General features: G+C 55.3%; 20 protein-coding genes and 1 pseudogene. 3 read left to right on the top strand and 18 right to left on the bottom strand.

Going from position 1 to position 22,801, the window contains the following annotated elements; all coding sequences use genetic code 11:
- Positions 1-35: 35 nt before the first annotated feature.
- The 17 genes and pseudogenes from gyrB to greB all read right to left on the bottom strand — a co-directional run bounded on the left by gyrB (position 36) and on the right by greB (position 18,351).
- Complete coding sequence (gene gyrB / locus M3A44_00515) at positions 36-2,456, bottom strand: DNA topoisomerase (ATP-hydrolyzing) subunit B (protein MEQ6340151.1); 2,421 nt, start codon at positions 2,454-2,456, stop codon at positions 36-38.
- 72 nt (positions 2,457-2,528) lie between these two features.
- On the bottom strand, positions 2,529-3,614 hold the full coding sequence (recF, locus tag M3A44_00510; GenBank protein MEQ6340150.1) for a DNA replication/repair protein RecF: 1,086 nt from the start codon (positions 3,612-3,614) through the stop codon (positions 2,529-2,531).
- Between the two features lie 56 nt (positions 3,615-3,670).
- Positions 3,671-4,771, bottom strand: a complete 1,101-nt coding sequence (dnaN, locus tag M3A44_00505) for a DNA polymerase III subunit beta (GenBank protein ID MEQ6340149.1) — start codon at positions 4,769-4,771, stop codon at positions 3,671-3,673.
- Between the two features lie 209 nt (positions 4,772-4,980).
- Complete coding sequence (gene dnaA / locus M3A44_00500) at positions 4,981-6,342, bottom strand: chromosomal replication initiator protein DnaA (GenBank protein ID MEQ6340148.1); 1,362 nt, start codon at positions 6,340-6,342, stop codon at positions 4,981-4,983.
- Between the two features lie 542 nt (positions 6,343-6,884).
- Complete coding sequence (gene mgtE, locus M3A44_00495) at positions 6,885-8,258, bottom strand: magnesium transporter (GenBank protein ID MEQ6340147.1); 1,374 nt, start codon at positions 8,256-8,258, stop codon at positions 6,885-6,887.
- Between the two features lie 117 nt (positions 8,259-8,375).
- Positions 8,376-10,122 (bottom strand): annotated as a pseudogene (gene ptsP / locus M3A44_00490) (phosphoenolpyruvate--protein phosphotransferase).
- Positions 10,123-10,166: 44 nt separating this feature from the next.
- Entirely contained in the window at positions 10,167-10,436 is a 270-nt protein-coding gene (locus M3A44_00485; GenBank protein ID MEQ6340146.1) for an HPr family phosphocarrier protein, read from the bottom strand.
- 8 nt (positions 10,437-10,444) lie between these two features.
- A complete protein-coding gene (locus M3A44_00480) occupies positions 10,445-10,846 on the bottom strand; it encodes a PTS fructose transporter subunit IIA (protein ID MEQ6340145.1) in 402 nt (133 codons plus the stop codon).
- Complete coding sequence (gene rapZ / locus M3A44_00475) at positions 10,843-11,694, bottom strand: RNase adapter RapZ (protein MEQ6340144.1); 852 nt, start codon at positions 11,692-11,694, stop codon at positions 10,843-10,845. The genes M3A44_00480 and rapZ overlap by 4 nt, the downstream gene beginning before the upstream one ends.
- The gene (gene hprK / locus M3A44_00470) at positions 11,691-12,677 is read right to left on the bottom strand and encodes an HPr(Ser) kinase/phosphatase (protein ID MEQ6340143.1); all 987 of its coding nucleotides are present in this window, start codon (positions 12,675-12,677) and stop codon (positions 11,691-11,693) included. Before hprK ends, rapZ begins: the two co-directional genes overlap by 4 nt.
- Before the next feature lie 273 nt (positions 12,678-12,950).
- Positions 12,951-13,433: a PTS IIA-like nitrogen regulatory protein PtsN gene (gene ptsN, locus M3A44_00465; protein ID MEQ6340142.1), complete on the bottom strand. Its 483-nt coding sequence runs from the start codon at positions 13,431-13,433 to the stop codon at positions 12,951-12,953.
- Between the two features lie 71 nt (positions 13,434-13,504).
- Positions 13,505-15,058 carry an RNA polymerase factor sigma-54 gene (locus tag M3A44_00460; protein MEQ6340141.1) on the bottom strand — a complete coding sequence of 518 codons (1,554 nt, stop codon included), beginning with the start codon at positions 15,056-15,058 and terminating at the stop codon, positions 13,505-13,507.
- A gap of 245 nt (positions 15,059-15,303) precedes the next feature.
- Positions 15,304-16,029 carry an LPS export ABC transporter ATP-binding protein gene (lptB, locus tag M3A44_00455; protein MEQ6340140.1) on the bottom strand — a complete coding sequence of 242 codons (726 nt, stop codon included), beginning with the start codon at positions 16,027-16,029 and terminating at the stop codon, positions 15,304-15,306.
- Positions 16,026-16,601 (bottom strand): lipopolysaccharide transport periplasmic protein LptA, encoded by a 576-nt coding sequence (gene lptA, locus M3A44_00450; GenBank protein ID MEQ6340139.1) that lies wholly within the window; start codon positions 16,599-16,601, stop codon positions 16,026-16,028. Before lptA ends, lptB begins: the two co-directional genes overlap by 4 nt.
- Positions 16,582-17,175, bottom strand: coding sequence for an LPS export ABC transporter periplasmic protein LptC (gene lptC / locus M3A44_00445; protein ID MEQ6340138.1), 594 nt, complete (start codon positions 17,173-17,175; stop codon positions 16,582-16,584). The genes lptA and lptC overlap by 20 nt, the downstream gene beginning before the upstream one ends.
- Before the next feature lie 50 nt (positions 17,176-17,225).
- On the bottom strand, positions 17,226-17,762 hold the full coding sequence (gene kdsC / locus M3A44_00440; protein MEQ6340137.1) for a 3-deoxy-manno-octulosonate-8-phosphatase KdsC: 537 nt from the start codon (positions 17,760-17,762) through the stop codon (positions 17,226-17,228).
- An 88-nt stretch (positions 17,763-17,850) separates the two neighbouring features.
- The gene (greB, locus tag M3A44_00435; protein MEQ6340136.1) at positions 17,851-18,351 is read right to left on the bottom strand and encodes a transcription elongation factor GreB; all 501 of its coding nucleotides are present in this window, start codon (positions 18,349-18,351) and stop codon (positions 17,851-17,853) included.
- A 266-nt stretch (positions 18,352-18,617) separates the two neighbouring features.
- Between greB and M3A44_00430 the strand changes: the two genes are divergently transcribed.
- From M3A44_00430 to msrA, 3 genes are read left to right on the top strand one after another with little or no spacing between them, the layout of a single operon-like run.
- Positions 18,618-19,880, top strand: coding sequence for a hypothetical protein (locus tag M3A44_00430; GenBank protein MEQ6340135.1), 1,263 nt, complete (start codon positions 18,618-18,620; stop codon positions 19,878-19,880).
- A 12-nt stretch (positions 19,881-19,892) separates the two neighbouring features.
- Entirely contained in the window at positions 19,893-20,684 is a 792-nt protein-coding gene (locus M3A44_00425) for a dienelactone hydrolase family protein (protein ID MEQ6340134.1), read from the top strand.
- Between the two features lie 4 nt (positions 20,685-20,688).
- The gene (gene msrA / locus M3A44_00420) at positions 20,689-21,339 is read left to right on the top strand and encodes a peptide-methionine (S)-S-oxide reductase MsrA (GenBank protein MEQ6340133.1); all 651 of its coding nucleotides are present in this window, start codon (positions 20,689-20,691) and stop codon (positions 21,337-21,339) included.
- Positions 21,340-21,459: 120 nt separating this feature from the next.
- On the opposite strand, the gene M3A44_00415 is transcribed toward msrA, so the two are convergent.
- Complete coding sequence (locus M3A44_00415; protein ID MEQ6340132.1) at positions 21,460-22,770, bottom strand: OmpA family protein; 1,311 nt, start codon at positions 22,768-22,770, stop codon at positions 21,460-21,462.
- Positions 22,771-22,801 lie beyond the last annotated feature (31 nt).

The following is a 22,801-nucleotide window of genomic DNA, read 5'->3' as shown; positions in this document are numbered from 1 at the left end:
CATGCTGTCGTCTGTGGCCAACCACAAATCAAGAATTAAATATCCAGATTAGCCACGGTCAGCGCATTCTTCTCGATAAAGGCGCGGCGCGGTTCGACCTGATCGCCCATCAGGGTGGTGAACATTTCGTCGGCGGCCACGGCGTCTTCGATCTGAACGCGCAGCAGACGGCGAACCTCCGCGTCCAAGGTGGTCTCCCAGAGCTGTGAAGGGTTCATCTCGCCCAGGCCCTTATAACGCTGGATATGCTGGCCACGCTTGGCTTCTTCGAACAGCCAGTCCAGCGCCTGCTTGAAGCTCGCGACTTTTTGCTGCTGTTCGCCACGCTGTATATAGGCATCCTCACCGAGCAGCCCATCTAGTTTTCTGCCCAGTTCGACCATACTACGGTACTCGCCGGAGCTGAAGAATTCTCCGTTCAGCTCACGCGTCATCGGCACGCTATGGGCAATCTCGATGATACTGGTGCGGCAGGCGGGCGTCTCGGCGCTCTGTTCTACTTTGATTTCATAGCGCAACGCGCTGCTTTCATCACTGTTGAGACGATGCTGAAGTTCCGTGAACCACGCCGTGGTACGGTCCTTGTCGCGCACATCCTCTTCGCTCAACACAGGCATGTAGATCATCTTTTCGAGCACGGTGGGAGCGACCCGACGCGACAAGCGCTTGATGGTCGCCATCACCGCCACATAACCCCTGGCGAGGTCTTCCAGCGCCGGTCCGGCAATAGCCGGGGCCTCAGTGTTAACAAACAGCCTGGCGTCATTCAAGGCGGTTTCCAGCAAATACGCATTCAGCTCCGCGTCGTCCTTTACGTAACGCTCCTGCTTGCCCTTTTTCACCTTGTACAGCGGCGGCTGGGCAATATAGAGGTGGCCGCGCTCGATCAACTCGGGCATCTGCCGGTAGAAGAAGGTGAGCAGCAGGGTGCGGATGTGCGACCCGTCCACGTCGGCATCGGTCATGATGATGATGCGGTGGTAACGAAGCTTGTCCGGGTTGTATTCCTCGCGTCCTATACCGCAACCCAGGGCGGTGATGAGCGTGCCGATCTCGACGGACGACAGCATCTTGTCGAAACGGGCCTTTTCCACGTTGAGGATCTTGCCTTTGAGAGGCAGGATCGCCTGATAGCGGCGGTCTCGCCCCTGCTTGGCCGAGCCACCCGCAGAGTCACCCTCCACCAAGAATAATTCCGATTTTGCCGGGTCCTTTTCCTGGCAATCCGCAAGCTTGCCTGGCAATCCGGCAATATCCAGCACGCCCTTGCGGCGCGTCATTTCGCGCGCCTTGCGTGCGGCTTCACGCGCCCGTGCCGCCTCAACGATCTTGGCGCTGATGATCTTAGCCTCGTTCGGGCGCTCCAACAAAAACTCCTCGAGTTTTTCCGCCACTGCTGACTCTACCGCCGCCTTGACCTCGGAAGAAACCAGCTTTTCCTTGGTTTGGGAGGAAAACTTGGGGTCCGGCACCTTGACTGACAATACTGCGGTTAGTCCCTCACGTGCATCATCGCCAATGGGTGCAACCTTGGCTTTCTGTGCTATCCCCTGTTTTTCAAGATACTGATTCAGCGTACGTGTCAGCGCGCCGCGAAAGCCCGCCAGATGTGTACCCCCATCGCGTTGCGGTATGTTATTGGTGAAGCAGAAGATATTCTCCTGGTAGGATTCATTCCACTGCAACGCCACTTCCACACCGATATTGTCTTTTTCCGTGCTGAAATAAAACACCGTGTTATGGACGGGCGTCTTGTTACGGTTGAGGTATTCGACGAAGGCACGGATGCCGCCGACATATTCATACGTATCGCTCTTGTCGTCGCGCTCATCAGTCAGCTTGATGCACACCCCGGAATTGAGGAATGATAACTCACGCAGACGTTTTACCAGGATGTCGTAGTGAAATTCCAGATTGGTGAAAATAGTGTCGCTGGGTTTGAAGCGGATCTCCGTACCACGCTGATCTGTGTCGCCGATGATGCGCAATGGCGCATCGGGCACACCTAGGTGGTATTCCTGGTAGTACACCTTGCCTTCACGGCGGATAGTGAGATGCAGATATTCCGACAAGGCGTTGACCACGGACACACCCACGCCATGCAGGCCACCCGAAACCTTATAGGAGTTATCATCAAACTTTCCGCCGGCATGCAGTATGGTCATAATGACCTCGGCGGCGGAGCAACCTTCCTCGGGATGGATATCCACTGGGATACCTCGCCCGTCATCCGTTACCGTCACCGACCCATCACTGTGAATGATTACGCGTATCTGCGAACAGTAACCCGCCAAGGCCTCATCAATGGCGTTATCGACCACCTCAAACACCATGTGGTGCAGGCCAGTACCGTCATCGGTATCGCCGATGTACATCCCTGGTCGCTTACGTACCGCATCCAGGCCTCTTAATACCTTGATGTTTGATGAGTCATAACTTTTGATTTCGTCGTTCATGGCGCGCTCTGTACTGAAATCCATCCAAAACTGGAGATGCATTGTAACATATTGTTACTGTATAGAATCCGGTCAAAAAGCCTGTTCGGTTACCGCTCCATGTTCCACGTGGAACATCTTCCTCCCAGCCATTTCCGGCATATGAATCAATTCTCTGTCTGTAGTCGTTACCATTATCTGTGCATCAAGCTCGCACAGTAGATCTATCAATTTTCTTCGGTGCTGTGTATCCAATTCGGCAGGTAGATCATCGACCAAAATTATGCACTGGCGTTGCACGCGGGCTTTTAGAAGTGCGGCTTGTGCCAGATACATTGCGCATATCAGTAATTTCTGCTGCCCCCCCGAGGTATATTCCTGTGCGGGTTTACCAGCAACCTCAATCATCACGTCGGCGCGATGCGGACCCCTGCTGGTATAGCCAAGTGATCTATCTTTTTCCAGTGAACGCGCCAGCACCTCATGATATTCAGCATCCTGAGCCCAACCGCGTATATAACGCAGCGACACCCCTTCAAGAAGAGGGAGCAGTTTTTCAACAAATCCAACAAACAACGGCAGATAGTCCCGCAGGTACTCACGTCTGAGAAAATCTATTCGACTCGCGCTTTCCTGCAACTCGATACTCCACACATCTTCCGGCATTGAACGGCCAGAACAACGCAGTGATGCATTCCTTTGTTTAAGAGCACGGCAATAACGCGCCCAAATAGGCATAAAGGCATGTTCCACGTGGAACACACCCCAGTCCATAAAACGGCGACGCTGTCGTGGGCCTAGGGTTAATATCTTGTGGCTATCAGGATTAATCAAAAGGAGTGGTAGATGGGTGACAAGATCCGAGGTACGCTCCAGCGTTTGCCCCGCCGCGCGCATGCGCATCTTTTCCGCCGTATATTCAATGCCCAGCGGAATACGCTGATCGGCGCCAATGTTGACCTGGCCAACTACGGTAAAACCGTCCGTGCCCTTGCTAAGAACATTCTGGATATGAGAGGTACGAAAAGAGCGCGCCCGCCCCAGCAGGTAAATAGCTTCTAAAATGCTTGTTTTACCGCTGGCATTAGCGCCGTGAATAATATTCAGGCACGGGGCAGGCTCGATATGGGTCTCGGCAAGATTCCGGACGTTTTTGATATAAAGGGAGGCTAGACTCATTAAAAATAATCTAGCCTGAATGTTCCAAGCTGCAAACAACCATTATCCAAGCATTACTACAGCCGCATCGGCATCACAACATACTTGCAATGCTCCATGCCGACACCCTGTATCAAACAACAGCTATTGGCATCTGAAAGCACCAGCTGCACCTGCGCTCCGGTAACAGCAGAAAGCGCATCTATCACGTAACTTACATTAAAGCCTATTTCCAGGGCATCGCCCTGATAGTCGACAGTGACTTCTTCTTCCGCTTCTTCCTGCTCCGGGTTGTGGGCAAAGATGCGCAGGCTGCCCTTCGCCAACTGGAAGCGCACGCTACGGTGTTTTTCATTGGAAAGAATCGAAGCACGCACCAGCGCCTGTTTGAGCGTTTCCTTGTCACTGATAACGAGTTTATCGCCACCCTGCGGGACGACGCGCTGATAGTCGGGGAAGCGCCCATCGATCAGCTTGGAGGTAAAGCTGATTTCCGGCGTTGAAAGTTGTATATGGTTTGCGCCAAGTTGAACCTGGATCATTCGGTCCGAATCCTCAAGCAACCGCGACAGCTCTTGTATACCCTTCCTTGGTATTATAATCTGCTGGATTTCAGATACCTTAATATCGACATCGGCGTCGCACAGAGCGAGGCGGTGGCCGTCGGTGGCAACCGTGCGCAGTCTGCCATCGGTGATCTCCATCAACAGTCCATTCAGATAATAGCGAATATCTTGTTGCGCCATCGCAAAACCTGTCCGGTCAATAAGATTCTTCAAAATATTCTGTGCGACAGAAAAGCTGATCACTTCACTAAATGAACCGATATTCGGAAATTCGGCTGCAGGCAGTGCAGAGAGGGTAAAACGGCTCTTGCCGGAACGGATCACGGTACGCTCACCTTCAACCGTGAGTTCCACTTGGGCCTGATCTGGTAAGGCACGGCAGATATCCAGTAACTTACGGGCAGGCAAGGTAGTTTCCCCGGCCTCAGCACCATCGAATTGAGTATGCGCAGTCATCTCAATTTCCAGATCTGTCGCCGTAAGAGACAACCCCTCTCTCCCAGCCCTAAGCAGCACGTTGGATAGAATGGGTAAGGTCTGCCTGCGCTCCACAACACCACAGACCAATTGAAGCGGTTTCAACAAGTTTTCGCGTTGTATTGTGAATTTCATAATTTTACCTAAATATTTAAAATTATTATTATAGTTATAATGCCCTAATATACTCTGTATATCTCTAAAAAAACATTTATAAACAGAGTGTTATGTACTTTACAAAGAGGCTCAAAACCGCATCCAAAAACACACCCGATCCTGTTGATGTTTTGTGGATAACTTTACTTTTTTAAAAAATTACTAAGGTTATCCACAGATTACAAACATTAATTAGTAAGAGTTCTTAACAGGTTTGAATAATCCTGGTTAATGTGGTTATCGCTCTCTTTCAACTCTACTATTTTTCTGCACGCATGCAGTACTGTGGTGTGATCCCTGCCACCAAAGGATTTTCCTATTTCCGGCAGACTGTGCTTGGTCAGCTCTTTGGCAAGAGCCATGGCAAGCTGGCGCGGACGAGCGATTGAACGTGTGCGCCGCTGGGAAGTAAGATCGGTGACGCGGATCTTGTAGTAGTCCGCCACAGTCTTCTGGATGTTTTCAATCGTAACCAGGCGGTCCTGAACAGCCAGCAGGTCGCGTAGAGCCTCTTTGGTGAACTCAACGGTAATGGGCTTACCGGTGAAGCGTGCATTGGCAATAACGCGGCGTAGCGCCCCTTCCAGCTCGCGTACATTGGAACGAATACGCTTTGCGATGAAGAAGGCAACCTCACTGGGTAGATCGCACTGGGTTTGTTCGGCCTTGTTCATCAGGATGGCGACACGTGTTTCCAGCTCAGGCGGCTCGATATGTACCGTCAGTCCCCATCCGAAACGCGACTTGAGGCGTTCTTCCAGGCCATCGACCTCTTTCGGATAACGGTCGCAAGTCATGATGATCTGCTTCTGGCCTTCCATCAAGTAATTGAATGTATGGAAGAATTCTTCTTGAGAGCGTTCCTTTCCGGCAAAGAACTGAATATCGTCGATAAGCAGGCCATCCACCGAGCGGTAATAGCGTTTAAAGTCGTCGATGGTGTTGTGCTGCAACGCCTTCACCATGTCGACAACGAATTGTTCTGAGTGCAGGTAGATGACCTTGGCATCAGGCTTGGTCTTTACCATCATGTTGCCGACGGCGTGCATCAAGTGTGTTTTGCCCAGGCCTACGCCCCCATAGATGAATAAAGGGTTATAGGCCCCGCCAGCGTTTTCTCCTACCTGCAGGGAGGCGGCATGCGCCAACTGGTTGGATTTGCCACTCACAAAGGTATCAAAGGTGAACTCTGGCTTCAGGTTGCTGACATGGTCCATTTCAGACGCATCTTCTTTTGCGCTGGGATGAAACCGTCTTTTGATTGGAGCAGGCTTGGCAGTGGCGGCGGAAGGAGCACTTGCCGCCTTGGAACTGCCGATTTCCAGAATCAACCGGGGGGATTCGCTACCCCCTGATTTTGTAAGAACATCGTTGATCTGAGTGGAGAACCGTTCATTAACCCAATCCAAGACGAACTGATTGGGCGCAAGAAGACGTAGCGAAGACGCATCCTCAACCGCATGCAGTGGACGAATCCAGGTATTAAACTGTTGTGGCGTGAGCTGGCTTTCCAGCCGCTCAAGACATCGTTGCCACAAAGAAAGCTCCACGGATATAAGTCTCCAGAAAGGCGGCTATACGGAACACCAAGCACGGAAGTCTATACCTCTTGGGGAAGGTTATCCACAACCTTGCGACAGCTTTTTTTTAACTTTTTGAAAGAAAAGAAAATTTTGTTAATTATTTGTTTTAAATAATAATTTTAAAAATTTTCAGGGTAATTAAAGCAGCAGGGCTTGGTCTTCGGCTATGCAGGTGCAGCTGATAAACCAACATTACACGCTTTGTGGTGAGTCCATATTTATACAATTTCAAAAATATTCCGAAGACGGCAACACCATCTTTAATTATCTAAATATTTAAAACATTATTATTACTATTATTAAGTGCTTCATATCGCTGGATACATTTAAAAAAACCTTTTTAAACATAATATTATGTCAATGACAAGGAGGCTTAAAACTATATCTCAACCCCCCCTGGATCTTGTTGATGCTTTGCGGATAACTTTGGTTTATTTAAAAATTAGAAAGTTATCCACAAATTATAAACATGAATTAGCAATACTTCTTAACAGGTTCTAAGTCCTAAATTAAATCAAAAACACCGTCGCCAGCCCCAAAAAGGACATAAACCCAATAACGTCAGTGACGGTGGTTAATACCACGGAACCCGCCAGCGCAGGGTCGGCGCCCATTCTGCGTAGCAACAGCGGCAGGGTGGCGCCGACCAGGGCGGCGGTGATGAGGTTGATGGCCATCGCTGCCGCGATGATTGCACCGATTCGGTAGTCCTTGTACCAGACGCTGGCTACGGCGGCGACTACCGCTGCCCACAGGATGCCGTTCAATGCGCCTACGGCAAGCTCTTTCATCACCACATGCTTGGCGTTGGCAGCGCCGACACGCCCCAGCGCCATGCCGCGTATCACCAGTGTGACGGTCTGGCTGCCGGCGATGCCACCCATACTGGCGACGATAGGCATCAGCACCGCCAGCGCCACGATCTTTTCGATGGTTGCCTCAAACAAACCGATCACCCAGGAGGCGAGGAAAGCGGTCATCAGGTTGATGCCCAGCCAGACTGCGCGACGTCGTGCGCTGACTATCACCGGGGCGAAGATGTCTTCCTCTTCGTGCAAACCGGCCATGCTCATCAGGGAGTGTTCGGCTTCGTCACGGATCACGTCCACTACGTCGTCGATGGTGATGCGGCCCAGCAACTGGCCGGCATCGTTAATCACCGGCGCGGAAATCAGGTCGAGCTGCTCGAACAGGTTCGCCACTTCGCCAGCGGGCAGGGTGGCCGGGATGCCTTCGACATCCCGCATCATGACTTCGGCGACTGCCAGGGAGGGATCTTGCGTCAGCAGGTCGGCAAGTGACAGCAGACCAATGTATTGATCGGCGCGGGTCACCACGATCAGGCTGTCCGTCGTCTCAGGAATCTCGCCGCGCCGCCGCAGGTAACGCAGCACGACATCCAGCGTCACGTCGGGCCGCACGGTGATGGTATCGGTGTTCATCAGGCCGCCTGCGGTGTCCTCCGGATAGGAGAGTACCGCCTCCACTCGCTGACGGTCTTGCTCGTCCATGGATTGCAGCACAGTGCGGATCACTACGCGCGGCAGGTCTTGCAGGATATCCGCCAGATCGTCGGTTTCCATGCCTTCAGTGGCCGCCACCAACTCGTGGGTATCCATGAGGCGCAACAGGGATGCACGTACCTCGTCACCGGCGTGAGACAACACATCCCCCTCAAGCTCCGCATCCACCAGCTCCCATGCCAAGGTGCGTTCGCGCGGCGGCACGGATTCCAGCAGGTGTGCGATCTCGGACGGATGCAGGCTATTGAGCATCTTGCGGGCATTCACCAGCGCGCCGCCGCTCTCCAGGGCTGTAGCCAGTGCGGTGGTGAGGGTTTTCAGACGCCCTTGGCGTGTTTCTTGTTTGACGGGTTCGGTCATCTCAATCCCTCGATCCTCGGTGACCGCAAGTGTATGAAAAAGCGGGGGGATTGGAAAGGAAAAAGCGCATAACGCACGGTTTATTCTAAAAAATAATCACTCATTTGCGAGAGGCTTTTACGTTTCGATAGCGTTGATTTTCACGATCAGCGCGCGAATCTCCTCGGTATCGCTGCATTTCAGCACTTTGCGTGCCATTTTGGCCAACTCAGTCAACCGGCTGGCGTGGATGATGCTCTTTATTTCCAGCAGCATGGAAGGATGCATGCTGAACTCGTTCAGTCCCATGCCGAGCAGCAAACGGGTATAACGCACATCTCCGGCCATCTCGCCGCACATCGCCACCGGGATGCCGACGTTGCGCCCGGCGCGGAGAGTCATTTCAATCAGACGCAGCACTGCGGGGTGAAGCGGGTCGTAGATATAATTAACCGCCTCATTGGTACGGTCGGTGGCAAGCGTGTATTGAATCAAATCATTGGTGCCGATGGAGAGAAAGTCCAGGTGACGGGCCAGGCTTTCGGCGATGAGAGCAGCGGCGGGCACCTCGATCATGCCCCCCCACGCGCATGTTTTCATTGTATTTAAGGCCTTGCCCTTTCAGTTCGTTTTTGACATCTTGCACAAGCCGTAACACCTGGTGCAGTTCCGGCAGGCTCGATAGCATGGGGATCATCATGCGCACCCGCCCATACGCCGAGGCGCGCAGGATGGCGCGCAGTTGCGGACGGAACAGGGACGGTTCATTCAGGCACAGGCGTATTGCCCGTAGTCCCAACGCGGAATGCGTGGAGGATGAGGCCATCTGTTGCCCACCGCCCGGCATCTTGTCGGCGCCAAGATCAAGGGTGCGGATGGTGACCGGCGCTCCCCGCGCGGCTCGTGCAATATGCACATAGGCGCGGAGCTGCTCTTCTTCATCGGGGATGTCCGGGCGGTTCATAAAAAGAAATTCGGTGCGGTATAAGCCCACGCCTGCTGCTGCCGTGCGCTTGATGGCCTGGATATCCTCGGGTAGTTCAATATTGGCGCGGAGTGTAATCGACCAGCCATCACGGGTTACTGCGGGCTTTTTTTTAAGTCTGGCAAGCGCCGCCTGGTGAAGTTTCTCTTCCCGCTGTTTACTGCGGAAGTAACGTATTGATTGCGCATCGGGATCCACCAGCACCATGCCTTGCTGGCCATCCATGATCAGCGGAGCGCCAGGCAGTATATGGCGCCGCGCATGAGCGACCCCAATGATCGCGGGGATGCCCAGGCTACGGGCCAGAATGGTGGTGTGGGAGGTGGGGCCGCCCGTTTCGGTGATAAATGCGGCAACACCCTGGTGCTGCATCAAGAGCAGATCCGCCGGGGAGATATCCCCGGTAACAATGATGGTGCCCTTTAACCGGTTGTCAGAAAACTCCAGGGGATGGGCAGGTTGGTTAAGCAGAATGCGTTGAATACGGTTGACGACGTGATCCACATCATCCTTGCGCGTGCGCAGGTAGGGGTCATCCATGGCGTCGAATATGCTTACCAGGATGTCGCGCTGCTGCTTGAGCGCCCACTCGGCGTTGCACTGCTGGGTTTTAATCAGCTTCACTGGTGCATCCGCCAATGCGCTGTCTTCGAGCATCAATACATGGGTTTCAATAAAGGCGGCGATGTCTGCCGGGGCGTCGCGCGGAATCTGCTTGCGGATCGCGCTGAGTTGTTGCCTGGCAATGTCCAGCGCGGCTTTGAAGCGCACTACCTCTTCAGCGATGAGATGTTTCGGAAGGGCATATTCCGTGATTTCGGGTGATTCGGGCTGCAACAGATAGGCATTGCCTATCGCAATCCCTCTGGATACCCCCACCCCTGTTAGCGTCAATCCCATGATCGCAAGAATACCCAGTTAAACCTAGCGGCCTATCCGAACGATTACTCCTCTTCCCCAAAGCGCATTTTGATCAAATCATCAAGCAAGCGGATGGCGTCTTCCTCATCCGCACCATCGGCTATGATTTCCAGCGAAGTGCCGCGCCCCGCAGCCAGCATCATCACCCCCATGATGCTTTTGCCGTTGACTTCTCGACTGCCTCGCGCCAAGCGGATATCGCTCTCGAACCCCGACGCCAGGGTGACGAATTTCGAGGCGGCACGCGCATGCAGCCCCAGTTTGTTGATAATCATGACGTCTTTGCGCAGCATGGGTGGGCCTACGTATCCGAGCCGGGGTTGCTCAGCAAGATACCATCCCGCCCGCCGCTTAACGCCTTGTTGACCAGCTCATCAAGGCCCAGACGAGGATAGTTGAGTACACGCACCAGCATGGGTAGATTGACGCCGGCGACAACCCGAACCTGATTATTGTCTATCAACTGAGCGGCAATGTTGCTCGGCGTTGAACCATAGATATCCGTCAGCACCAGCACGCCGGCGCCTTGATTGAGCCTCGCTACGTTACGCCGCGCCTCGTTTAAAACATCATCGGGATCGTTGTCCGGTGTCACTGATAAGGCTACCGTCATAACAGGACACATGCCGAGCATCCCTGTGGCGGTTTTCAACAATTCGTCACCGATCCGGTTATGCGTGATGAGCAATAATCCGATCATTATGTCAGCTCCCTGTGGCGGGTCAGTACATTATCACGCGTGCGAAGAAAATATTCCGCCAGCCGCTCAACCAGATAAACCGAGCGGTGCTGACCGCCGGTGCAGCCGACTGCCACTGTGATATAGCTGCGATTCTCCGCCTCGAAACGGGGAATCCAGGTTTCCAGGAATACTTTCATATCCCCCAGCATTTGCGCAACCAGCGGCTGATTTTCCAGAAATGCCGCGACCCCTGCGTCCAACCCCGTCAATGAGCGCAGGTGTGCTTCCCAGTGGGGATTGGGCAGGCAGCGCACATCGAATACAAAATCGGCGTCCACCGGCAGCCCGTGCTTATAGCCGAACGACACAAACAGCAGCGACAGGGCGGTGCGATTTGCGACGCGCGCCTGAATCATGCCGCGCAACTGATGGACATTGGTGCGGCCGGTATCGATGTGCCAATCGGCAAGGCCAGCGATGGGCTCAAGCAGCCTACGTTCGGCACGGATCGCTTCCGCGAGCGATACCTCACCGCTGGTCAATGGGTGTTTGCGGCGTGTTTCGCTGAAGCGTTTGAGCAGGGTGGCATCATCGGCATCGAGAAAAAATATCTCGCATGCCAGCCCCTGCGCCTCGATGTCTTTTAATATTTCCGGAAAGTGCAAGAAATCCGCGGAAAGGTTGCGCGCGTCGATGCCAACGGCGGCGTCTTTGGGAAGACGTTCGGGCGCGCTCTTCATTTGTGCCGCAAAGGCCGGCAACAACCCAACCGGAAGGTTGTCGATGCAGTAGTAGTCCAGATCTTCCAGCGCATGCAGTGCAATGCTCTTGCCGGAACCTGACAGCCCGCTGATGATCAGTAGCTTCATACCGATTGTTGCGCCATGATGTGCCGCTGCTGCTCCATAAAGGCCTTACCGGCATGATATCCACCGAGAGACAGGATGTGGTTGCGCACTGCACCCTCCACCAGTACGGCAAGATTGCGCCCCGGCGCCACCGGCAACAGGATTTGCGGGATCTCGACCTCCAACACGGTGCGGATGCTGTGCTCACCGCGCAAGCGATCCATTTTGTACACCTCTTCGTCTGTCATACGCCGCAAATGAACGACCAGCCGCAAGCGTTCACTTTGCTTAATCGCGCTGTCGCCGAACATGGCGCGGATATCGAGCACACCTAACCCGCGCACCTCAAGGAAATCGCGCAGTAATTCGGGGCAGGTACCGTCCAGCGTGTCGGGGGCAATATGCGAAAACTCAGGAGCATCATCGGCGATCAGGCAGTGGCCACGGCTCACCAGCTCTAGCGCCAGCTCGCTTTTACCTACACCGCTATCGCCGGTAAGCAGCACGCCGATCCCCAGCACATCCATAAAGACGCCGTGCAGGGTGGTTTTGTCGGCCAGGAAGTTGACCAGATAGTAATGCAGGTGATCGACTATTTTGTCGCTCGACTGGCGTGATGCAAACAGCGGTGTGGCGGTGCGCTCGGCATATTGCTTCAACTCCGCTTCGGCCGCTTGTCCGTCGGCGACAATCACTGCGGCAGGGGCATAGTCGAACAAGTGCTTGATGGCGTCGTCGTGCGAATTCTTTCCCAGCCCCTGCAAGTAATCGCACTCCGAGCGTCCCAGCACCTGGACGCGGTTAGGATGAATAAGATTAAGATGCCCTACCACGGCAGGGCCGGATGAAGTACCCCAGGAAGAGTCCGTGGACGGGCCAGTGGCATGCCGCCGCTTTTCCAGCTCTACGGCGCGCCCCGCCCCCGTTTGGCCCGCCAGCCATTCCAGCGCGAGTTTTTCGCGGTGGATGTCAAACAGAGTTCCGACGGTGAGAGGGGTAGGCATAAGGATTAGAGCCTATCCGTGAATAAATCATCCCTGCGACGGAGGTCGGTTTTGCGCAGGGCAAGGAATGCTGAGTGTAGTGTGCTTGTTGCACATGAGCGAAGCGTGACGCCGCACTGCGCAAAACCGGCCCCGTCCCTTCGGGTTGCGCCCCAAAACACGCCATGCGGCGTTGCTCGCCGCTTATTTGGAACAACCAAACTTCGCGTCTCGCGCCTTGCCTGGCGTGTTTTGGGGCAGCAACGCAGGGATGATTTATTCACGGATAGGCTCTTAGGCATGCATCGTGAGCTGCATATCGGAAGGTGGTCTGTGGGTGACCAGATCGCACAGTTCATCACGCGTCTGGGCGCAATGCAATTTCTCGCGCAGTTCCTCGTTACTGAACATTTCAGCTAGCTGAGCGAGCAACTCCAGATGTTCCTCCGTTGATTTCTCCGGCACCAGCAACACAAACAGCAAGTCCACCGGCAGATTGTCGCTGGCGTCAAAGTCTATGCCTTTTTCCAGTTGCACAAAGGCGCCCAGCGCCTTGTCGATCTTCTTGAGGCGGCCATGAGGAATCGCCACCCCATGACCCAGCCCAGTACAGCCCAGCCGTTCACGCGCAAGCAGGCTATCGACGATTTCAGTCTGCGTCAGCCCGGATTGGCCGCCCGCCAGCAACTCACCCAACAATTCAAATACGCGCTTTTTGCTGCTTGCCTTGACATGGCACGCAATGCGATCAAGCGTAATGACATCAGCTATTTGCATATTTACTGGAACATCCCCCGATTATAATGAGCAGGGGCGGGTTTTAAAGCCCACCCCTGCGTGATTGTATTTCAGGCCATCCGCTTGCGTTCGCTTGAAGGCGCGATGCTCATCGCCTCGCGGTATTTCGCCACAGTCCTGCGCGCCACATTGATCCCCTGCTCGGAGAGAATCTCCGCAAGCTGGCTGTCGCTGAGTGGTTTCTGTGGGCTTTCCGCCGCCACCAGCTTCTTGATCAGCGCACGTATCGCCGTGGCGGAACACACGCCGCCAGTGGCGGTGGAAACGTGGCTGGAAAAAAAGTATTTTAGCTCGAAGATGCCTTGCGGGGTATGCATGTATTTTTGGGTGGTAACGCGCGATATGGTGGATTCATGCATCCCTACCACTTCGGCGACATCATGCAATACCAGTGGCTTCATCGCCTCCGGGCCATAATCGAGAAAGGCGCGCTGCCGCTCGACTATACACGAAGCCACCTTGAGCAGGGTTTCGCTGCGGCTTTGCAGGCTTTTGATAAACCAGCGCGCCTCCTGCAGGTGGTTTTTTAGATAGGTGTTGTCAGTGCTGTTGTCGGCGCGCCGGATCATATTGGCGTAGCGGGCGTTGACGCGTACCCGCGGCATGGCATCAGGGTTAAGTTCGACGCGCCATGCGCCGCGCGTTTTCGTGACGACCACATCAGGAACCACGTATTCAGGCGCCTTGCTGGAAAAAATGCTGCCGGGACGCGGGTTCACGGTCTGAATCAGCGTATTCACCTGGCTTAGCTCGTGTTGGGTCAGTTTCATACGGCGCATCAACTGCGTGTAATCGCGGCCCGCCAGCAGATCCAGGTGTTCCCGCACCAGTTGCAGCGCCTGCGTGCGCCAGGGCGTTGCCGGATCGTACTGCTGGAGCTGGAGCAGCAGGCATTCGCGCAGATCGCGCGCCGCCACGCCGGGAGGGTCGAAGTGTTGGAGGCGGCGCAGTACGGCTTCCACCTCATCCAGTTCGACATCCAGGTCACTGTGTAGCCCGGCGCGGATCTCTTCCAGCGGGCTGGTGAGATAACCGTCATCGCTAATCGAATCAATCAGCGATGTGGCGATGGCGCGGTCGGTGTCGCTGAACGGGGTAAGCTGCATCTGCCACATCAGGTGTTCATGCAAGCCCTCGACAGACTCGCCCTGGACCTCGTAATCACGCCCATCCTGATCGCTGCCTTGCGTCTGTGGCGCGATGCTGTCATAGACATCATCCCAAGAGCTGTCGACCGGCAGATCGTCGGGCATGTCGGACGACTGCAAATCGAGCGTGGACTCGGAGCTGGCACCGCTCGCGCTCCCTACGGGCTGCTCATCCATGTCGCTGCCGGTATCAATGCCTATATCCATGGGGGTGGGTGGCAGAAATTCATCCGACCCGCCAGTGTCGCCCTCGCTGGACGTTTCAAGCTCGCCACCGGCCAGGGCGCTTTCGAACTCGCCCTCCTCGGCAAGCTCAAGCAAGGGATTGGCTTCAAGGGCCTGCTGTACTTCCGTCTGCAACTCGAGCGTAGACAACTGCAACAGGCGAATCGCCTGCTGTAGTTGTGGCGTCATGGTCAGGTGTTGACCCAGGCGAAGCTGAAGTGATTGTTTCATGGTAAAACGGCTGACTCAATCATGCGTAAAAGAACAATATACGCCTATGTGGCGAAGGACGGCTAGTCTAGCAGCCTGTCGGACTTAGGTCGAATCTGCTGCGAAAGCGGGGGAGCGGTCCATTTTTCCGCTATTTTTCGTCGAATAGTGCCAGCTATTTTCCTCAAAATAGCGGAAAACTGTCCTCGCTCCCCCACTTTCTCGCTACGATCTCCTAAGCCCGACAGGCTGCTAGCCCCAAATCATCAAAGTTGGAACTGCTGCCCCAGGTATACATCCCTAACCTGCTGATTGCTCAAGATCTCAGCGGGCGCCCCGGCAGCGATTACCTTGCCTTCACTTACTATATAGGCGCGGCCGCAAATACCCAAGGTTTCGCGCACGTTATGATCGGTGATCAACACGCCGATGCCCTTGGCGCAGAGGTGATTTATTATATTCTGAATATCCACCACGGAAAGGGGGTCGACACCGGCAAACGGCTCATCCAGAAGAATAAAGCGCGGCCGGGTGGCCAAGGCGCGGGCGATTTCGACGCGCCGCCGTTCGCCGCCAGACAGGCTCATCCCCAGGCTGGCGCGGATGTGGCCAATGTGCAGCTCTTGCAGCAACTGCTCCAGTTCCTGTTCCTGCTGTTCGCGGCTCAATCCCGGCACGGTTTGCAGAATGGCGCGGATGTTGTCGGCGACGGTAAGTTTGCGGAATACCGAGGCCTCCTGAGGCAGGTACCCTATTCCCAGCCGTGCCCGCGCGTGCATGGGATAGGCGGTGATGTCCTGACCATCGAGCATGATGGCGCCATTTTCACAGGAAATCAGGCCGACGATCATGTAAAAGCAGGTGGTTTTACCTGCTCCGTTGGGGCCCAGCAAACCCACCACCTCACCGCTGTTTACTTCCAGGGATACACCGTTAACGACATTGCGCGCACGGTAGCGCTTGGCGATGTCATGCGCGCTTAAAATGCTCACGGAGCTTTTTCCTTGCGTCGCGGCTGGATCACGGCCTGCACACGCTCCTGGCCGGCTTGTGCCTTGCTGGCCTTGACCGTCTCCTCGCGGCCGTCGTATTCAATGACGTTGCCAGCAAATTCACTGCCTTCTTTCCAGAGATAGGCGCTCCTTTGCAACACGATACGTTCCTCATTGGAAAAATAGTCGATACGTTCGGCGCGGGCGCGCAACTCCTCATTCTTGCCGGTCGTGGCATCTTTGCTGTCCAGAAGCTGGCGATAATTCGCAAGCTTGCCTTCGGCGATAATCTTGTCCAGTTGCCGCTCCTTTTTTTTGCCCGCCGCGCCGGGTTTGGCGTCGGTGGCGAAGGAGGCATAGGTTGTCACCGTGTCGGCGGTCAGCACGATGCTGCCTTGAGTCATGCGCACATTTCCCCGGTAGACACTGACACCCTTTTTGTCGTCGATGTCGACACTGTCGGCCTCGATGTGTATGGGCTGTTCCCGGTCACCGGTCATGGCCATGACGGCGACAGGGAACAACCCTAGAGATGCGGCGATCAGTATAAGTTTAAGGTGTTTCAGATACATAAGTTCCACGCACTTTAGAGAGCAACTGCAGGTGTTCGTCTTTCAGACTGGCACGCATTCCCACCGCATCGACTACGCTACCCGCATTATTGCTGAAGGTGACGGGCTGGTCCGTTTCCGCGTATTCATCATCCGGCTTGAGATGCAGTTCGGTGGTGCGCACTATTTGCTCACGGCCCAGCGTGGGATCAGTTTGGCGCATCATCACCTTGCCGTGCAGTATCACGGTCTTGCCGCCCGACGATATCCATCCCTGCTCAGCGTCGATGTGCCATGGCGCCTCATCCTTGCGGAATACGGTCATGTGCGGCAGCGTGAGCAGCGCACTGTCGTCGTCCGCGTAATGTACCATGGATGGTGCGGCCAAATGATTGCGCGGCGCCCCCGCCTTGTCCATGGTGGTCAGTGTGAAGTCCTTCAGATAAAAGTCAGGGTCGTGCCGCGTCGATCCGGGGCGACTGGCCTGCGGGGTCTGCGCGGATTGCAGCAGCCACCAGCTCAGGGTGGCGAGTGCGACGAGGGCAATCAGAATAAACCAATATCGCCAGTGAAAAGTGATGCTTGTATTAACCAAGGGTTGTGTAATCCTGCAAGCTAATCATTACTGAAACAGGCCCGTCCCTGTCAAGAATCGCCCGCCATCAAATACCTGCCCAACTGCGCTGCCAGCGTTCCCTGCGCCTCCATGACCAGCTCGCATACGTCTCGTGCTGCACCACGCCCACCCGGGCTGGGAGTTTGCCAGTGAGCGTGTTTTTTGACCAGGTAATGGGCGTCCTGCACTGCAATTGCCAAGCCCACCTGCCGCATGACCGGCAGATCGATTACATCGTCACCGACATAAGCCACCTGCTGTGTATCCAGCGCCAGCTTTTCCAGTAGCACTTTAAAGGCGGCGAGTTTGTCCTGCTGGCCCTGGTAGACGTGCTTGATATTGAGGCCCGCCATGCGGTGGGCGACGGCTTCGGAGGTGCGCGCGGTAATCACGGCGATGTCGACGCCGCTGTTTTGCAGCATCTTCATGCCATGCCCGTCGCGCGAATGAAACACCTTGAGCTCCCGGCCTTCGGCGTCTATGTACAGGCTACCGTCGGTGAGTACGCCGTCCACATCAAAGATCACCAGTTTGATATGTGCGGCTTTTTCGAGAATGTCTTGCATGAAGGTATCCTGGTTTTTGAGATAACGTTAGCATGACAGGGTTGGGTATCGCAAAAAACATGAAAAATCCGGGGCGCTGTTGCGAAGTTCACTTGCCCGCATAATGGACTTCTGTCACGTAATAGGTTGTGCTGCCCTCCGGCGTTTGCACCGTGACCTCGTCATCTACCGCTTTTTTCATCAAGGCGCGCGCAACCGGAGAGTCTACGCTGATATAACCCTTTTTTACGTCGAATTCGTCGGGGCCGACGATGCGGTAAACCACGTGCTTGCCGTACTCGTCTTCAAGATGCGCCCAGGCACCAAAGAAGATGCGGGTTTGGTCCTGCGGGGTATCTCGCACCACTTTAAGGTCCGGCAAGCGCTTTTGCAGATAACGGATGCGCCGGTCGATTTCACGCAGCTCTTTTTTGCGATAGATATATTCGGCGTTTTCCGAGCGGTCCCCCTCGGCTGCGGCAGCCGTCAGTGCCTTGGTCACCTCGGCGCGCCGTTTCCACAGGGCCTCCAGTTCGTCCTGAAGGCATTGATAGCCCTCGGGGGTGATGTAGGGGGAGGCTTTGGGTTGTGGCGGGCGGTAGCGTGACATCGTGGCGAATCTCAGGATCCATTTTCAAATCCGCGCGAGTATGGCATAGATAGCAGTGTAGAATAATCATTTGGAACCTCTGATTTATTAGAGATTCCGTGCGGTGCATGGACGCGCCGCCATTTCTCGAACACGCAAGTGTTTGAGAAATGAAGAAAAACAAAAATCACATTTTTTGGTTTTCGTCTCTGAAAAATCCACGGATGGATTTTTCAGAGTTTCCATTTCAGGGTTAGTGGGCCACAACGATTTGACGAGTGCAGATAATGAATAATTCAAGCAAGGCATCGCAGGATTTCTCCGTGGCGTATTACATCGGTGACCGCAGCACCGGAGCGATTCATGTTGTAAACCGCAGCAACGGTCAAACTACGATTGAGCATCTCCCGGTCGCGCCGGGCACGGATCTGGACAAGCTGCTCAAGCCCGTCATGGCGGGTTTGACGCAAGACCGCTCTGTTGTTCTGCTTGATCCGCGCAGCAAGGAGGTTCGGCTGCAGGCGGATTTTCCGGCGGATACCTTTCCCGCCCATCTTTATGCCGATCCGTATTCCGAACGTGACTGGTTCATGAACGATGGTGACAAGGCGACCGGCAACGACACCCTGAATTGCGGAGATAAAGGCTCCTCGGTGACAGTCATTGCAAGCACGGCGAGCCGCGACGCAACATTCCTGAAAACCATTTGCATCGGACGAGGCCATCATCAGGCGGCGTTTACTCCGCCCGCCGCATCCGCGTCCAGCGTGCCGCAGCGCGCCTACATCAGCAATCTCAACGACGGCACGGTCTCGGTCGTCGGCAATGACCCCAACGATGCCGCAAGCTATCTGAAGCTGCTTGCCACTATTAATCTGTGCGAGCCGGAGCGCGAAGAGGGTGTGGCGGACAAGATCCCGAACACCGCATATCCACATGGCTTGGCGTATTCCACGGCCGCCGGCAAGCTGTACAACCTCAACAGCGGTTACGGCACGGTGACGATCATCGACCCGGTCACAAACGTCATTGAACAGCGCTTGAATTTCAAGGGTTACAGCAACCTGTTTGCGGCGCCGGGCGGCCGTTATCTGATCGGGCGCGGCGCGGATCGCAAGTCCGACTCCAACCACGTGATCGCCAAGATCGCCGCACTGGATACCGCCACCAACACCGTGACGGACAATCTCGACCTGCCAGATATTTATTTCAGCAAGTACTACTTCAATGCTGAAGGCACCAAGCTGTACATGACCACCAGCAGCTCGGGCAGCCCTGAGCAGCAGGCGAATATCAAGGCCGATGTGGTGCTGGTGTTCGACCTCACTACCTTGCCGAAGCTGCGGCTGATCCAGGAGATCAAAACAGGATCTTCGGGATCGCTGGCTTTTCTGGTTCAGAATGGCGTCACTGAACTGGTATTTTCCGCCAACGCGGAGGCTGGCTCGCTGGTGGTGATCGACGGCAAGACGGACGCCGTGCTGGAGACTGTCGAGGTTACGGTGGGCGCATCGCATGCGCGAATCTGGATGTTGGGTGAACGGGCGTAACAGGAGAAACACATGAAACATTTTTGGATAATCGTTGCGTTGTTTTTTGCCGGTATCTCCTCCGCTCAGGCGGCGGTGCAAGGCGAAGAGGTTGACTACAAAGCCGGCGGAACGGTGCTGAAAGGCTATCTGGCCTACGACGACAGCATCAAGGGAAAACGCCCCGGCGTGATGGTCGTGCATGAGTGGTGGGGTCATAACGAATACGCACGTAAGCGGGCGCGCATGCTGGCGGAGCTGGGATACACAGCGCTGGCGGTGGATATGTACGGCAACGGCCAGCAGGCCGAGCACCCGGATGACGCGGGCAAATTTGCCAATGAGGTGGCGCAGAACAGGGAGGCCGCCAAGGCGCGTTTCCTGGCGGCGATGAAGCTGTTGCAAAACCATTCAACCGTCGATTCGCGTCATATCGCGGCGATTGGCTATTGCTTCGGTGGCGGCGTGGCGCTGGAGATGGCGCGCATGGGCGTGCCACTCGACGGCGTGGTGAGTTTTCATGGCAGCCTGGGCACGGCCCATCCCGCGCAGCGCGGTAAAGTAAAAGCCAGGGTGCTGGTGTTGCACGGCGCGGACGATCCGTTCGTCAAGCCCGAGCAGATCGCACAATTCAAGAAAGAAATGGAAAATGCCAAAGTGAATTACAAGTTCATTTCCTACCCCGGCGCCAAGCATTCATTTACCAATCCCGATGCCGACGGTTACGGTCAGAAATTCAACCTGCCGTTAGAGTATAACGCCGAGGCCGACCGGCGTTCTTGGGACGAAATGCAGGCGTTTTTCGTCAAGCTCTTCAGGAAATAGCTTGATGATTTTTCGCCCCGGCCAAAAACCGGCTATGCCTGCGCCGCACGAGGCGCTGCCAGGCCGCAACGAAAAGATGCCGGTGCCGGAACATCACTACGTGAACCGCCATCGTATCGTACCGCCATTCCCTGAAGGCATGGCGATGGCGATGTTCGGCCTGGGGTGTTTCTGGGGCGCGGAACGCAAATTCTGGTTGGTGGAAGGCGTTTACTCCACGGCGGTGGGTTATGCGGCCGGCTATACGCCGAATCCCACCTATCAGGAGGTCTGCTCCGGGATGACCGGCCACAATGAGGTGGTGCGGGTGGTGTATGACCCCGGCAGGGTGAGTTGCGAGCAATTGCTGAAGGTATTCTGGGAGTCGCATGACCCTACCCAGGGCATGCGACAGGGCAATGACATCGGCACACAATACCGCTCGGGAATATACGCCTGTGACGATGCGCAAAAGACCGCGGCGCTGGCTTCAAGAGAGACCTATCAGAAGGCACTGAGCGCGGCGGGTTATGGGGCCATCACCACCGAGATCGTGGATGCCCCGGAATTTTATTATGCGGAAGACTACCACCAGCAATACCTGGCGAAAAATCCTGACGGTTACTGCGGCTTGGGTGGTACCGGAGTGGCGTGCCCAGCGGGGCTTGGAGGATAGCCAGCAACTAAAAAAGCGCGGCAGATAGCGGTATTTCTGGTTTCAGATACGCCCAATAAAAAACCCCGGCTGATGCTGGATCAGCCGGGGTTCAAGCTCAAACCCAAAAATGCCGGGCTATTACTTCTGGATGCGCAGCTCTACACGGCGGTTTGTGGCGCGTCCTTCTTCCGTTTTGTTGTCAGCAACCGGGTCTTCCTGGCCGTAACCTTTGGCGGTCAGGTTCGCGGCATTCACGCCCTTCGACACCAGGTAGTGCATCACGGCCTCGGCACGCTGCTGCGACAACTTCTTGTTGTTGGCAGCAGCGCCGCGGTTATCGGTATGACCGGCTACTTCCGCTTTGATGTCGCTGTGCTTGACCAGTGTTGCAGCGGCTTCATCCAGGATAGCCAGTGAATCCGGGGTCAGCTTCGCGGCGTTGGTGGGGAAGTTTACGCCCTTGAGTGCGATAACACCGGCGATCTCGCAACCTTTATCATCGACCTTTGCACCAGCTTTGCTGTCCGGGCAGCTATCTTTGCTATCCACGACACCGTCGCCATCGCTGTCCAGTTCACAGCCATCGGCATTTACCTTCGCGCCAGCAGGGCTGTTGGGGCAGCGATCCTTGCTGTCCACTACGCCGTCACCGTCACCATCCAGCTCACAGCCGTCGGCATTCACCTTCGCACCGGCAGGGCTATTGGGGCAGCGGTCTTTGCTGTCCACCACGCCGTCACCGTCGCTATCCAGCTCGCAGCCTTGGGCATTGACCTTGACGCCAGCGGGGGTGTTGGGGCAGCGATCTTCGCTGTCGATCACGCCGTCACCATCGCTATCCGCCGGCTTGGGAGCCGCCATAACGACAGGGGCCGCAGCAACTGCCGGCGCAGCAGCCATTGCCTTTGCTCCCAGCGGGATGGAGAGGCCCAGGTTCAGTATCCAGTCGCCAAAACGATTCTGGTTAGCAACGCTCTTATCGTCTTTATCCCAGCGGTAACGCACATCGGCGCGCAGCGCCAGGGCGTCATCTATCAGGCTGGTCATGAAGCCCAGGCCAACATTTGCCATGGGATTCGTGCTCTTTTCACCGGGCACGCTGGTTCTGAGTGCGCCTGCACCCAGCAAGGCATAAGGCGCAAAGGCGGAATCACGGTTAAAGAAATACAGGCCGTCGATGCCTAGGCCGCGCTGCTTGAACTCGTTCGAGCTGTTCTTCATATCGAGGTTGTCTGCGACGATATTGCCCTCGATGTTCCACGACTCGCTGACCGGCTTGCCGATGCCAAGCTGAAGACCGGGGCTGTTATCAGCATTGCGGTCTTTGTCAGGCTTGATGTAGCTAAGCCCGGGCGCAATATACCAACGATCATCGAGATCGGCGGCATGGGCATGGGAAGCCAGCGCAATTGCGCTTAAAGCGAGTCCCGATATTATGACTTTTTTCATATTTGGTTTCCTTGGATATCTCATACGGATG

This window comes from Gammaproteobacteria bacterium (assembly GCA_040183005.1).
Classification (GTDB): Bacteria; Pseudomonadota; Gammaproteobacteria.
The sequence above is the reverse complement of the archived record's forward strand: the minus strand, read 5'-3'. Positions and strand labels throughout refer to the sequence as shown.